The following is a 14,561-nucleotide window of genomic DNA, read 5'->3' on the forward strand; positions in this document are numbered from 1 at the left end:
AGAATCACCGCGTGCGGCTTTACCACTACCCTTTCACTGCAATGGCCAGCCCCTGCGAACTGCGGTTATACGCTGAGTCGCAGGCGCTGGCAGACTGTGCTGCTGATGCCGCAAAAGCTGAAGTTATCCGCATTGAACAAACTTACTCCCGTTACCGCGAAGACAGCGTAGTCGGCAGAATAAATGCCGCCGCTGGCGGCGATCCTATTGCTGTAGACGAAGAAACCAGCGCCTTAATTAATTATGCCACCACCGCATTTGAGGAAAGCGGCGGGTTTTTTGACATTAGCTCCGGCGTATTGCGCGAAGTTTGGAATTTTAAGCTCGGTCAATTACCGAGCCCCGCCGCCGTCGCATTCTGCTTAAAGCGTGTGGGTTGGAATAAAGTGCATTGGGATGCACCCACTATTTCTTTGCAGCAGGGCATGGAGTTGGACTTTGGCGGCTTTGGCAAAGAATACGCCGCCGACCGCGCCGCAACTATGTGCGAAGAAAACGGCATCAGCTGCGGCCTAGTGGAATTGGGTGGCGATATACGTGTGATTGGCCCGCACCCCGACGGCAGCGCCTGGCAAATCGGAATTCGCAATCCCCGTGACCCAGACGTGGCCGTGGCGGTAATACCGCTAAAGTCCGGCGGCCTCGCCAGTAGTGGCGACTACCAGCGCTTTATGGTGATTGACGGTAAACGTTACAGCCATATTCTCAACCCCCGTACTGGTAGACCCGTAGACCAACCGATGGCGGGTGTCACCGTTGTCGCACCACTGTGTTTACTTGCAGGCACCGCCGCTACCGTTGCTATGTTGCAGGGTGAGAATGGCGCACCAGCGTGGCTGAAAGAGATGGGCTTGCCGCATTTGTGGATTGATCAAGCGGGGATGTTGGGGGGCGATTTAGTACCTAAGGATTAGTGTTAATATTTTTTCTTTTGGTTTGTGCGTTTACTTTCAAAGGGGTGATTTTTCTCCAAGCTCAACACAGTATTCAGCGCCAAGACGATTATTAAATACCGCAAAGCCCGGTAACCATAGGCAGATATTGAATTGCCTTGGCTTGGCCGGATAATGCATGGCACGACTTACCAATATGTACGATTGTTGTGTGGCGCATACTGAATTATAAAATAAAGCCAGTTCGCTCCATTTTTAACCGCTTTGTCGGTGATTGGGGCCTTAGGAGTGCAGGATGCGCCACATTTGTTTAGCAAATAGTTTACTTATATCTGGGCTGTTATCCCTTGCCGCTTGCGGTGGCGGAAACAGTAGCGGCATTCCTCAGGGCGGCAGCGGCGGCGCACCTAGCGCGGGTAATAGCGGTTCAGCCGAAGAGTTTTTTCAAAGCCGTTTGCAAACCTCGTTGGAGTTTTGTCGCACCTGCCATATTCCCGGCGGGGTGGCAGACACCACCGACGGCGACGGCTTAATGCTGTCTAGCAATGCCGCAGATGATTACCGTTTGTTGCGCGCCTCATGGCAGACCCTCGGTGGCGGCGTGGAAACTAGCCCGCTGATAATTGAACCCAGTGATCCCAGCGAACCGCACAGCGGCGGTAAGCCGTGGCCGGTGGGCGGTCAGTCGTATGAGGCGATGAGAACTTTGCTGGCTTGTTGGGCTAGTCCGAATACCTGCAGCTTGAGTGGCGGTGGTAGTGATCCAGCACCCGACTTAGAGCCCTTGCTGGGCAGCGCTCGCGGTGGTCACCTTTGGTTTGATTACTGTGGTGCTGATAACAGTGGCAATCCGCGCCCCGACAGTGCCTTGCTACCCCCCGATCCCCGTTCGATGGTTCAGCCGGGCATAAGCAATGGCAAAGCAGTGGCCTTTAATGCTTTTTGGAAAGATTGCCATATTGATCCTGAGTTAGTGGGCGAAAAACCTCACCCTGAAACCTGTGGGCAATTGCGCGCAAGCTATGCAAAGGGTGTACCGATTATGGAAGGCAATGGCCAGCAGGGCACGGCCACTACTTTTGCCGGTCAGCAGCCCCACGGTCTGGCGGCGGTGAGTGCTGATCAATATAGTATGATGTGGTTGCTTTGGGGGCTGCCAGGTCGGCCAGATAATTTCGATCAACTAGTGGCGGAGCGCCACGGTTTTGGTCCAGTTTTGAGCGCCCCAGACGCGCCTCGCAACCCCTATCCCTTGCAGGGCGAGAATCCAAATTTAACCAATGGAGGTTCTGGCACTCTACCCCAAGGTTTAACGCAAACACGTAATAATGACGGTACATACAGCGGCTATATCGCGGCCAACTGCCAAGGCTGCCACAGCACGCCGGTGGAAACCGCTGATGGGATTGAATACCACTATGGTGCCGGTGGAGGCTTGCTGGATGCCAGTACCTCCGCGCGCGATTTTGGCGCTTTGGGTGGTGTGGGAACCTTACTGATTGATCGCGCTGGTTTTGGTGGCCGAGTTCGCGGTACTAACAATGCGCAGTTTGCCAATGTGCTGGCATTGCTTGGGAGTTTTGAAAACCCAGATCCAATCTCCTTTGGACAGATTCTTAATAATGGTTCGACGGCTACCGGAGATACGCCCGCGTGGTGGAATGTGGGGCATAGGCCGGTAAAGTTTGTTGATGCGATGTTCTCTGGCGACGCCGTGCGGGTAGATTTCGCACTCTATTATCCATTGCTTGATAAAAACCCGCTGATCGACGGCGAGGCGCCCGGTATTTTCGATATGGAGCGTGTCGATCAATGGATGAGTGACAATGTGCAGTACGGCGACCACTGGATTATGGCGCAGAAATCACCCGAGTATCCTGGAGCGATTGATGAGCCCTTGGCCAAGCAGGGCGCCGTGTTGTTTCATACTAAAAACCTGTGGGCTACAAACGTCAATAATCCTGTGCAGCAACCGGCTGAGGGCAATGGCAGCTGCGCGGGGTGCCATGGCGCTTACTCGCCACGCTATGTAAATGACACAAGCTATTTGGCTAGCCCTGCTTTAGAGGGGATGGCTAGTTATATAACCCCCATCGATATTATTGCTACTGACCGTGTTCGTTTAGATACCTTCAACGAAGGCACGAACCAAGGTTTGTCTGAAACCTTTGTGGGCTATCCCGAAACCGCAAATACCGCTCAGGATTGCCGCGTTCAGAATATGGAATCATTACGCAATGGTCGCCCCAAAGGATATGTCGCGCCGCCACTTTACGGCGTTTGGGCAACTGCACCTTATTTGCATAATGGCTCTGTACCAAATGTTGCAGCGGTGTTGGATTCATCGGCACGTCCAGCAATTTGGCGCAGAGTGTCTAGTCCAGCTCGGGCCGACCAGCAGGACCAAGTGGTGATGGGCTTTGATTATAATTTTGCCCGTGCCTACGATCAGCACAACGTGGGTTGGGATTACGAAGAGTTAGATTGTGGTGGGGATATCAGCCTGCCATATTTAGATTGCACGCCGCTTGATCCCCTGGTCGACACAATTTTGCAGATACCGCTAAATGCGCTGTTTGCCAATATTTTAATGGCGTGGAATATTACCAACCCGCCAATATTGAGCAATCAAGAAGTGGAGAGCCGAAAAATTTATAACACCGCTATGTTTAGCCAAGGCAATGGCGGACATGTGTTTAGCGACGTGTTAAATGACGCTGAGCGCATAGCCATTATTGAATACTTGAAAACGCTTTAAGGGGTCTGCAAAAGCGGGGGCTGCATAATGACAGTGCGCTTTGGTGGGTGATGGAATTATTTAAAATAGTGCGGCGGTTTAAAAGTTGAAAAGTAAAAAGCCACTTAGCGATCAACTAAGGGGTTTTTTTGTTCTTGCTTCAAAGGCAATGCTCAGGGATTAACGCGCTGCTGTGGCTTTAGTGAACGCTGTGGGAGACCTTCAGTAGGTAGGTGCTAAGGCCGGGGTTTTGGTGGATCAGATTTACAAGGTCATCAATTTTGAGGTCGGTTTGGCTGATGGCAACGCGGATGCTAATTGCAATATCTAGGAGGCTCGGCAGTTCTAGGGTGCAGGCGCGCAAGGAATCCGTTACTAGCTTTAATAGCTGCGTCTTGGGCGTCGTTGCAGAACTACTTGAGGTTGGCGACATTAGTAAGTCTATTGGGTATGAGCGACATTGCACTGGCGCTGTTGCGCGGATTGTTACTCAACAGGGGGTGTCGTAGCAGGGGGTGGCCGGTACAGATATACCGGCCGAGTCCAAGTCCTGTGGGCTACCTACTCAGTGCCTCGCGATGAGACAGGAATTCATCGTAGTTACCCTGGAAATCAACCAGTTCCTGACCTTTTATTTCGATAACACGGGTGGCTAATGACGACACAAACTCGCGGTCATGGCTGGCAAATATTAGGGTGCCGTCGTAATGCTCCAGCGCCAGGTTTAATGCCTCGATTGCTTCCATATCCAAGTGGTTGGTGGGCTCATCCATGATCAAGACGTTGGTGTCTTGCATCATTAGCTTGCCGAATAACAAGCGGTTTTTTTCACCACCGGAGCATACAGTAGCGCGCTTATTAAAGTCGTCAGATGAAAATAGCAGACGGCCTAGGGTGGCGCGTACTATTTGATCGTCATGCTCGGGTTTGCGCCACTGGCTCATCCAATCGAATAGATTGAGGTTATTATCGAAATCGCCGGTGCTGTCCTGCGGGCAGTAGCCGAGGGTGGCATTTTCTGACCACTTAACAACGCCTTCTTTGGTGCTCAAGTCATTCATTAAACAGCGCAAAAATGTGGTTTTACCGGCGCCGTTTTCACCTAATACGGCCAAGCGAGTGCCGGCGTCGATAATCATACTGCCGTCTTTAAACAGAACTTCGTCAAAACCGTGACCGATATTTTCTAGTATCAGGGCTTGGCGGTGGAGTTTTTTGTCTTGTTTAAAGCGAATATACGGTGACTGGCGACTGGACGCCTTAATCTCATCCAGCTGAATCTTATCAATCTTCTTGGCGCGAGAGGTGGCCTGCTTGGCTTTAGATGCGTTGGCGGAAAAGCGACTAACGAAGGCTTGTAAGTCGGCAATTTGCGCGGTCTTCTTGGCATTCTGTGACTGCATACGCTCTCGAGCTGCCGTGGCTGCCATCATAAAGTCGTCGTAGTTACCGGGGTAAACGCGCAGCTCGCCGTAGTCGATGTCGGCCATGTGAGTACACACTTCGTTTAAGAAGTGACGATCGTGAGAAATAATGACCATGGTGCTCTTGCGGTCATTGAGCACACCTTCCAACCAGTGAATGGTGTTGATATCCAAGTTGTTGGTCGGCTCGTCGAGCAGCAAAAGATCTGGGTCAGAAAACAAAGCCTGAGCTAGTAATACCCTTAGTTTCCAACCCGGCGCCACTCCGCTCATTGGACCAGAGTGCAGTGCTAGTTCAATGCCCGCACCAAGTAAGATCTCGCCCGCACGGCTCTCGGCGCTATAACCGTCCAATTCCATAAACTGAGTTTCTAGATCCGCAACCTTCATGCCGTCTTCTTCAGACATTTCCGGCAGTGAATAAATGCGCTCGCGCTCCTCCTTTAGTTTCCACAGTTCGGTGTGGCCCATGATCACGGTGTCGATCACTGAGTATTTTTCAAAGGCGAACTGGTCTTGGTGCAACTTGCCGACCCGCACATTGGGATCGGTAGACACATTGCCTGCGCTGGGGTTTAGGCTGCCATCCAGGATCTTCATGAAGGTAGTTTTGCCGCTGCCGTTTGCGCCGATAAGGCCGTAGCGATTACCTCCCCCAAATTTGACGGAGATGTTTTCAAAAAGCGGCTTGGCACCAAACTGCATGGTGATATTTGCGGCGGAAATCAATGTTGTATACCCAATGAGTGATGAAATGGAAATAGCGAAATGTGGACTACTTGCGGGGCGCGTATTATACGGGTTTATGGCTCTCAGGTCGATTGTCGGCGGGGATTTGGGGAATTGTACCCATTTGAGTATCTCGCGCTCCATTGCACCTTATTGATGCGTCGCAAATACCTTGTCGCTGGATAAAACGATAGTCTTTTTGCGAGAGTGGGCGGGTAATCAGGGTGAAATACTTGAGCCGACTTAGGCCCGTTGCTGCTTGTCGGAGATAACTGGGCATTCAGCGTGGTCATTTTTTGGTGTGTTCATCCCAACGTTACCGTGTTGATTGCTGAGATCTGTCGTCGATTAACAGCAAAGTCGTCGCGCACGCCTATTTTCCATTTCTGCGCGCCAGCGTAGTTTATGGACTGATAGTAAAACCATAAAAAGCGAACTGCTAAAAATGCTGTGGGATTAGGAGCTACTGCAGTAATTTTAATGTTGGGGCATGGGCGCTTACTAATGGTCGCGCTTTGAATGATCTAATTAGTGAAAATAACAAGAACGTGACGAGGTCTGATCTTAATGAAAAATAGTCAGGTATGGCGGAGATTCTTCCAGTTCTCCGCAATTTTTAATTTCGTGGCAGCCTTTGGTCTTTTGTTTGCACCGGAGCTGCTGTTTAAAATTTTGATGATGAGTGATGCTCTAACTAGCGAAGCCATTCCCTGGCTCCACCAGTTTGGTGGTTTGGTGTTGGTATTTGGTATCGGTTATTGGGTTATCTCGACCAATCCTATGCTACATAAAGATATTGTATGGATGGGATGCTTAGGAAAGGTGGTGGTTTTTACTATCGCTTGGATAGATATAGCGCTGTTTAACGCGCCTATCGGGTTTGGTATTCTGGTGGTGGCTGATCTTATTTTTGCGATCTTCTTTGCAATGGTATGGCGGGCCAGCGAGTAGTGTTTTGGGCGCGCAGACTTTGCGTGATCTTGATAGTCTGACGGATTTGAATGTCCAAACTACAGGGTTGGGGCGCTAAGCTAACCCTGTATTGTAATAGCCTATTGCCAAGGATTATTCATGTATCCCAGCTTGTGAAACTTCTCGATAAGCTCCCGATGACCAAATGCGCCGGCGGCTGACTGAAAGCCAACTGCTTTAAGCTCGCCATTTAATAATCGCTCTGCTGCCTCGGTGCAGATTTCGCCGGTAAAAGTATAGGGGGCGTTTAATGACAGCGACAAAACTGTGGTGACCTGACGGCCCTGACCAATACAGGTGATCACCGTCCGGTGAATATCGGGGCTGTCTTTTGGTGGCTCTTCGGGTGTCATTTCATCGCCAAACTGGTTGGTCAGCATTTCTTTCTGCTCCTGATTCATGCCAAGTGACTCTTTGTTGAAACGGTGGATCAGCGCAACGACGTTTTCAATGATTTCGTCACCGAAGGCAGTAAGTACCTTGCAGTTCATAACCCGGTCATCGTGCTCATACCAGACCGGTTCGCAGCCGCCACTCCAGGGCAGCGCAAGCGCGGGTTGGGACATATGTGGAAGGCTAATGGTGAAATGACGATCACCCTGCCACTCGACCATTTCATTGTTCTTGAGGAGGTACTGGGAATTATTAACCATGCGCAAGAATGATTTTGTTGACGCTTGCGAGGGCAGGGCATCATTGACTTGGTAGCTTAGGTCTAGGCTGTCGACGCCGTTGGTTTCAAGGACGACTTCGGCAGCCAGCGCGCCAGCGCACCACATATAACTATTGGCCGGACTCAGTAGTAGGTTTCTTTCTGCGAAGGCTTTGCCGTATTGGTCGCGGACCGCAATAACAAAGTCCTGCTCGCCAGTAGTGTCTAGGTAGTGACAATTGGTTTCCAGGCAGGTCTCCACTATTGGCCACGCGAGTTGCATAAATGGCCCGGCAACATTGATGACGACTTCTACTTTGTCGAGCAAGGGCAGCAGTTCTTCGCGAGTGTTGGCCGCTTGCGCGATTGTAGCTGGTGCTTTGCGGCCAAGTCGCTCCTCAACAATGGCTAAGGACGCTTCTAGTTTCGATTTGTTTCTGCCCGCAAAATAAAAGGGCATATTTCTTCGTGCCAAGCACTCGGCGACTAATTTTCCTGTGTAGCCGCTTGCACCATAGATGAGTATGCGCGGTGAGTTAGACATAGTAATACTCCGATACTGTAATTTATAAAAATTATTTTAAGTGGTGACCACCTTTAAATAGTGATGACTCAAGGTATCGAAAGCATCTGGAACTAAGAATGCGAAATACGGACATTCACTTGCGAAAATCGGACACCGGTGCTAGCTTTAAATAAAAATGAGTTTTCATGAAACCAAAGTATCACTCTGCAAAAACTATCCTTTCCCCTTTGGCACGATTGCGAGAAGACGGTGTGTCGGTTGGTCAGGCATTAACCGGTACTGGCCTATCACTGTCTATCCTTAATACCCCAGAGCAGCATGTCAGTTTAAGTCAGGAGTTGATGTTTCTTAGAAATTTGCGCAAGGCGAGTGCTGATCCCGCTGTCGGACTTAAGGTGGGAGCATGCTATCCCTTAACTTTGTTTGGTATATATGGCTATGCGCTAATGAGTGCCGCGACGGTGATGGACGCTTTAAAACTCGCGTATGAGTTTGTCGAGCTGAGTTTTGCATTTTACGATCACAGCATGTCCTTTCGCGGCGATAACGTTGTGATGTCTATGGGTTCAAATGATTACTGCGCAGATGACTCTGCCATGCTTAATGAGCGCGAGATGATTGCCACCTTGATGATTCTGCGCGGGTTGATGGGAGATAATTTTCGCTTGTGCTCGGCTAGCCTATGCAGTGCGCCGCAAACATCAATTTCTGAGTATGAGAAATATTTTCAGTGCCCTGTGATTTTCAGTGCGCCAGAGAACACCCTTAGTTTTTCTGCTGATCTATTAAAAACCCCGATCTTGCAATGCGATAGTGATACTGCCAGTTTGTGCATCGATCGATGCGAGCGATTGAAAGCAAGATTAAGCGAAGAATATAATATTGAGTATGAGGTGCGAGAGTTGATACTCCTGCGGCCCGGGTATTTTCCCACTATTGACGAGTTAGCCATCAAATTAAATATGTCTGGTCGAACATTAAGACGAAAATTGACGGCTCATGGGATTGGTTATCAAAAAATACTAGATGATTTACGCTTTCAATTGTCGCGGGAGTATTTGTGTTCTACAAACATCAGCGTAGATCAAATATCGATATTACTAGGCTATAGTGACGCCGCTCATTTCTCTCATGCTTTTCGGCGTTGGGCAGGACTTGCACCAACAGAATTCCGCGCGACCTTCGCCGTAGCGTCTCGTTGACGTAGATTACTGGGATTGACCCCCGTCCAGCGTTTATAGGCATGACAAAAACTCGATGAATCCGAGTACCCCAGTCTTACTGCGATTTCCTCAATTGTAAACTTAGTACTTTGCAAATATTCGATGGCGAGATTCTGGCGCACGTCTTCGAGAATTTCTTTGTAGCTGCTATTCTCGGCGCTTAGTTTGCGCTGCACAGTACGCGCGGTCATATTAATACGGTTAGCCACTGTTTCTAGCGTAAATATCTCTCTGGGTGACGACAAAATCTGATTGCGGATAATATCTGAAAAAGTGCTATTTTTTGCTAATTTTATGCAGATCTTCTCGCATTGACTGCCGTATATTCTTGCTGTCTCTGGTTCCGATTGGGCGAGTGGCTTATATAGCAGCTTACTCTCAAAGGCGTAGTAGTTCTCTCCAGAATCAAAGTGTACAGGGCAGTTAAAATACTCCTTATACACCTCTGAATAACTGGGCCTTGCTTGTTTAAGGTGCACTTCAAGCACGGGAAGTTCCTGCCCGAGTGCTTCCTTAAAAATTGTGTGCGAAGCAATTAGACCTCTATCAATCATATATTGTTGGCTTCCGCCGAGATCTCTAAGTGCTTCAAGACTGACATAGGCCCGATCTCCGCGCACAGTGGTGTTCCAGAGCATGTAAGTCCATGTCATCAAAATATTCTTGTACAGAACACTCATACCTGCCAGCAGGTTCTCACTGGTCATAATAGCTAGGCCGAGTAGTCCGTAGGCCGATAGATGGTAGCGTCTTCCTACAATTAGGCCTATTTCAGGAACATCAATGCTGCGAATAACTTCGGTAGTGAAGCTTAACTCCTGATGGGGTGTTAATTCATAGCTTGGATCTTCAAGTGCCTGTGGCGGTATACCTGCCGCAGCTAGCATAGGCGCAGGATCTAATTTGTATTCTTTGAGTAAGGAAATCAGCGGATTGAGCCCATAACTCAGGTGCCTGGCAGGAGGCGTGCTTAATGACGACCTTAGCTCCATGAACGGGCTCTCTTATTGTGTTTTTGTAAGCTGTCGTAAATTAACAATCATATTGTCCTCTGTAAACATCTAACTTTTCAATTCACCTCGCTAGTATGGTTACCTAAATCTAGAGATTTGATAAAAAACATAAAAATCGAGGTGAGGACATGTCTACTCAAACAGCCAAAGAAATTAACGTGCAATCAGCCGTGGATGACAGAAATTTGGACGCGCCGATATATTCTTGGGATGCAAGCCCGCGAGGGAAGTTCACCCTATCTGGTGCCGAAGCCAGCTTGCCTGAACATATTGCCGATTTTCAGCAAACTCTCCGTAATTTTGCGCTAAATGTCGCCAGACCTATTGGCATAAAACTAGATCGTATGACGCCAGAAGAGGCCATTGCGAAAGATTCTCCGTTTTGGGAGTTTCGAGAAAAATATTTGGAGCTGGGCGTAACTATCGAAGCGCTCGGTGAGATGGAGCCGCAGGAAGCCGCACTGCTATTTTCGATTTTGTTTGAAGAGCTAGGTTATGGAGATGCGGGTCTTGCGATATCAGTTGGCGCGGGAATCCTGCCCCAGTGGCTTTGCGCAAAGTTTGGTCGTACAGATCTACTCGAGGAATTTCCCGATTCGATGTTGGGTTGTTGGGGTATCACTGAGCCAGACCACGGCTCCGATATGCTCGATCCAAGTCGTAGTGTTGTCTATCCGGGCAGCTCATATGGTCGGCCTAATCTGGTAGCTGACTTAACTGGAGACGACATTGTCTTGCATGGACAAAAGTCAGCATGGGTATCTAATGGTGTTATTGCAGACGTTTGCATTATTTACTGTGCTGCAGATTCCGGTAGTGGAGCTTCCGCCACTGAAGGTTGCGCTTTAGTTTTTCCAATGGACCTTCCAGGTATAAGCCGTGGTAAACCGCTAGATAAGCTTGGCCAGCGTGCGCTAAATCAAGGTGAAATATTTTTCGACAATGTGCGTATCCCACGTAAGTACTTACTTGCCGGACCTGAAGATTATCAGCGCGCCATATATTGTATTCACGCCGAGGCTAATGCCTTGATGGGGGCGACGTTTACCGGCCTGGCGCAGGCTGCCGCAGATTTGGCGCTAGACTATGCTCACCAAAGAATCGCTGGCGGGGTCCCAATCATCCATCATCAGTCAGTGCGCAGTCGTTTGTTTCACATGTTTAGAAAGGTCGAGATATCACGGTCTCTTACTCGTCGTGGATTAAATTTTAATAATGATCCCGAGCTGGGCACGCCCTCTTTGTGCGCTGCGATGTTCTCAAAAACGACGGGCACACAGCACTCATATGAAGTCACCAGCGACGCTTTGCAAATCTTTGGCGGTAATGGTCTGACCAAAGAATATCCTCTAGAAAAAATGCTGAGAGACGCCAGGGCTTCGCTAATTGAAGATGGATGCAACGAGGTGCTCGCTCTCAAAGGCGGTAGCTACCTCATCGATAGCGACAAATTTTAATAAGAGGGTATAACCGTGAGGCAAGTCGCTTACGTTGCCGGTGTTGGGATGACACCGTTTGGCAACGCTATAGATAAAACCCTTAATGAATTGGCGTGTGCGTCCATTGCGGATGCATTAAAAGATGCGGGTATCAGCAAGGGGGATCTCAATGCAGCTTACATGGGTAATGCTGCGGCTAGTGTCATCACTGGCCAGGTGTGTGTGTCTGGCCAAGTTGCATTGCGAAGCATGGGTATAGGTAAGATTCCCGTCATTAACATTGAAAATGCTTGCGCAACGTCGGCAACCGCATTTCAGCAAGCGTGCACTATGGTGACTTTAGGTGTCTATGATGTGGTGTTGGTGTGTGGTTATGAAAAGCTTTATCACGAAGATAAAAATAAAACATTCTCGGTCTTTACTGGGGCTATCGATGTTACTCAAACGGATGCAATCAAGGCGCGCTTAAAAGCGCGAAACGACGCTATCGGTCAGTCTTTAGATATGTCGGGGGCTGGCAGTAGTCGATCAATATTTATTGATATTTATGCGACCTGGGCCCGCGAACACATGCATCGCTACGGCACAACACAAAGACAATTGGCGGCCGTTTCTGCGAAAAACTCCGTTCACGGTAGTTTAAATCCAAAATCTCAATTTCGTAGTATTGTCACGATTGCCGAGGTGCTCTCCGCGAGGGAAATTGTCACTCCGCTTACCTTGCCTATGTGCGCCCCCATCGGCGATGGGGCTGCGGCAGTCGTCGTTGTCAGTGATCGCTTTGCGAATAAAATAGGTAAAAAACGTTGCATCCGAGTCAACGCATCTAGTCTGCATAGCGGTTGGGATGTCGAGGAGGGTGAGCTACCTATGGTGTCCAGTGCGGTTTCAGAGCTTTACGAGCATGCTAGTTTGGGGCCTCGAGATCTTAATTGTATCGAGCTTCACGATGCATCTGCTATTTCAGAAATAAAATACTACGAATATTTGGGTTTGTGTGAAGCCGGCGCCGGTGGTGAGTATGTGGAAAGCGGTGCGTCGTCACTTGGTGGCAGGGTGCCAGTTAATACCTCTGGCGGTCTTATGAGAAAAGGGCATCCGATAGGCGCTACCGGCGCGGCGCAGATAGTGGAGTTGGTTATGCAACTGCGCGGGGAGGCGGGGGCGCGCCAAGTAAGTGGTGCTAGGGTTGCGCTTGCTGAAAATGGTGGCGGTTATATCGGCACAGATGCCGCTGCGCTGGTGCTGAGTATTTTAACAAAAGAATAATAGGGGAGCGGCGATGAAGGACCTTAGAATATTTTCGAACTTGATTGAAGATAAGAAAAATTCCAGTCCAAACCTAGATGTACTGACTTTCGTCAACCTACTACCTTGTGGTGATATTGAACATGAAATAAGAACCTACCGTAATTTATGGGACCAGGGGCAGCGGGTTTTTTCAGCATTGAAAAACGAAAATATGGCGCCTGGTGAAAGCTTTGGTATTGTGATGCAGAACCACCCTGAGTTTGTTGACTGCATGGTCGGTAGCTCGCTTGCCGCTACAGTATTTGTGCCGATAGATCCGCGTACAAATGGCGACCGACTGGAGTATATGCTTAGCTGGGCAGATTGTAAGGGTGTCGTCTGTGCAGATTATTGTCTTTATAACGTTTTGGCCGCGTGTAAGAGTTTGCCGCAGATACGCTGGATTTGGGTGGTGTCCAGTGGTGAATTAGTTAAGTTGCCCACCAATGATTTACGTCTTAAAAGATGGAGCGATATCTCCCTGGCATCACTGACAGAAGACCAGGGACGAGTACGCAGTGCCGATGAGACGATGCAAATGCTTTATACGTCAGGTACTACCGGCGATCCAAAGGCTATTCGTGCGCCTTACACTCGTTACGATACGGTTTCATCGATAGGGCCGATGATTGGCCTGACAGAGCATGATCGCCCATATACCGGTTTGTCACTTACTCACGCCAATGCTCAGCTCATTAGTTTAGGCAATATTTTAAAAATGGGCTTGCGAGGTGTTATTAGTAGAAAATTCACTAAGTCTAGATTGTGGGATATTTGCCGAGCCTATGACTGTACTACCTTCAACTTACTTGGCGGTATGACCACCGCTATTTATAGTGAACCAGTGCGCGCGAGTGACAGAAACAACCCCGTGCGGTTTATTCTAAGTGCTGGTATGCCTGCTGCTATATGGAGTGACTTTAGCAAGCGGTTTAATGTCGAGCTTTTTGAATTCTACGGCGCTGCCGAGGGCGGCATGATGTTTAATCCTCCTGGTGTCGGTCCGATCGGGAGCATCGGAAAGCCTCCGGCTAGTTTAAACGCTCGGATAATAGAGGAAAACGGCGATATTTGTCCGGTGGGAATACGGGGCGAGATCGTCTTCGAAGCGGTAAGTGGCGACCCATTAGCGGTTGAATATTATAAAAGCCCAAGCGCATCAAGTAGGAAAACTAAGGATGGTATTTTATATATGGGTGATATTGGCCACCAAGATGGGGATGGCTGGTTTTACTTTGACAGCCGAAAAGGTGATGAAGTTAGACGTAATGGCGAATTTGTTGATATCGCAAAAATTGAAAAAATTATCGCAGAATTTGATGATGTCGAAGACGTGTTTGTCTACGGTATTCCATCGCTAAATGGTGCTCCCGGGGAAAAAGATATTATTGCGGCAGTTGTTCCTGTTGAAGCGAAGCTATTTGATCCTCATGTATTGATTAACCATTTTAGACATGTTCTGGGTAGAAATGATTTGCCTAGTTATATTCAAGTCCTAGCAGAAATTCCAAAAACAGCGTCTGAAAAACCACAATCCAGATTTTGTTATGAATTATTTATGGAGCAAAAAAATCATATCTATGATGTCGCATCGTGAATGGAGTAATGGAGGTTTATGTTTTTAAAATAATAAGAAAAGCTATTTATAATGATCATGATTTTG

11 protein-coding genes are annotated in these 14,561 nt (G+C 48.7%); 8 read left to right on the forward strand and 3 right to left on the reverse strand.

Annotated elements, in window-relative coordinates; translation table 11 throughout:
* Positions 1–11: 11 nt before the first annotated feature.
* The 3 genes from ACI955_RS13790 (at position 12) to ACI955_RS13800 (ending at position 4,139) form a co-directional block, all read left to right on the forward strand.
* Positions 12–914, forward strand: a complete 903-nt coding sequence (locus tag ACI955_RS13790) for an FAD:protein FMN transferase (RefSeq protein WP_415244322.1) — start codon at positions 12–14, stop codon at positions 912–914.
* Positions 915–1,188: 274 nt separating this feature from the next.
* A complete protein-coding gene (locus ACI955_RS13795; RefSeq protein ID WP_415244323.1) occupies positions 1,189–3,651 on the forward strand; it encodes a hypothetical protein in 2,463 nt (820 codons plus the stop codon).
* A 290-nt stretch (positions 3,652–3,941) separates the two neighbouring features.
* A complete protein-coding gene (locus tag ACI955_RS13800) occupies positions 3,942–4,139 on the forward strand; it encodes a hypothetical protein (RefSeq protein ID WP_415244324.1) in 198 nt (65 codons plus the stop codon).
* 48 nt (positions 4,140–4,187) lie between these two features.
* On the opposite strand, the gene ACI955_RS13805 is transcribed toward ACI955_RS13800, so the two are convergent.
* Positions 4,188–5,783 (reverse strand): ABC-F family ATPase, encoded by a 1,596-nt coding sequence (locus tag ACI955_RS13805; protein WP_415244325.1) that lies wholly within the window; start codon positions 5,781–5,783, stop codon positions 4,188–4,190.
* Positions 5,784–6,350: 567 nt separating this feature from the next.
* Here ACI955_RS13805 and ACI955_RS13810 point away from each other — a divergent pair.
* Positions 6,351–6,734: a hypothetical protein gene (locus ACI955_RS13810; protein ID WP_415244326.1), complete on the forward strand. Its 384-nt coding sequence runs from the start codon at positions 6,351–6,353 to the stop codon at positions 6,732–6,734.
* Positions 6,735–6,835: 101 nt separating this feature from the next.
* Here the strand turns inward: ACI955_RS13810 and ACI955_RS13815 are convergent, their stop codons facing one another.
* A complete protein-coding gene (locus ACI955_RS13815; protein ID WP_415244327.1) occupies positions 6,836–7,951 on the reverse strand; it encodes a saccharopine dehydrogenase family protein in 1,116 nt (371 codons plus the stop codon).
* Between the two features lie 167 nt (positions 7,952–8,118).
* Here ACI955_RS13815 and ACI955_RS13820 point away from each other — a divergent pair, with 167 nt between their 5' ends.
* The gene (locus tag ACI955_RS13820; RefSeq protein WP_415244328.1) at positions 8,119–9,135 is read left to right on the forward strand and encodes an AraC family transcriptional regulator; all 1,017 of its coding nucleotides are present in this window, start codon (positions 8,119–8,121) and stop codon (positions 9,133–9,135) included.
* Here the strand turns inward: ACI955_RS13820 and ACI955_RS13825 are convergent.
* Positions 9,063–10,148, reverse strand: coding sequence for an AraC family transcriptional regulator (locus ACI955_RS13825; protein ID WP_415244329.1), 1,086 nt, complete (start codon positions 10,146–10,148; stop codon positions 9,063–9,065). The genes ACI955_RS13820 and ACI955_RS13825 overlap by 73 nt on opposite strands.
* Before the next feature lie 149 nt (positions 10,149–10,297).
* Between ACI955_RS13825 and ACI955_RS13830 the strand changes: the two genes are divergently transcribed.
* The 3 genes from ACI955_RS13830 to ACI955_RS13840 are packed head-to-tail and all read left to right on the forward strand — an operon-like array spanning position 10,298 to position 14,495.
* Positions 10,298–11,626 carry an acyl-CoA dehydrogenase family protein gene (locus ACI955_RS13830; RefSeq protein WP_415244330.1) on the forward strand — a complete coding sequence of 443 codons (1,329 nt, stop codon included), beginning with the start codon at positions 10,298–10,300 and terminating at the stop codon, positions 11,624–11,626.
* A gap of 15 nt (positions 11,627–11,641) precedes the next feature.
* On the forward strand, positions 11,642–12,877 hold the full coding sequence (locus tag ACI955_RS13835; RefSeq protein WP_415244331.1) for a thiolase family protein: 1,236 nt from the start codon (positions 11,642–11,644) through the stop codon (positions 12,875–12,877).
* Positions 12,878–12,890: 13 nt separating this feature from the next.
* Complete coding sequence (locus ACI955_RS13840) at positions 12,891–14,495, forward strand: AMP-binding protein (RefSeq protein WP_415244332.1); 1,605 nt, start codon at positions 12,891–12,893, stop codon at positions 14,493–14,495.
* The last annotated feature ends 66 nt before the right edge of the window (positions 14,496–14,561 follow it).

It is taken from the genome of Zhongshania sp. (assembly GCF_047636175.1).
Classification (GTDB): Bacteria; Pseudomonadota; Gammaproteobacteria; order Pseudomonadales; family Spongiibacteraceae; genus Spongiibacter.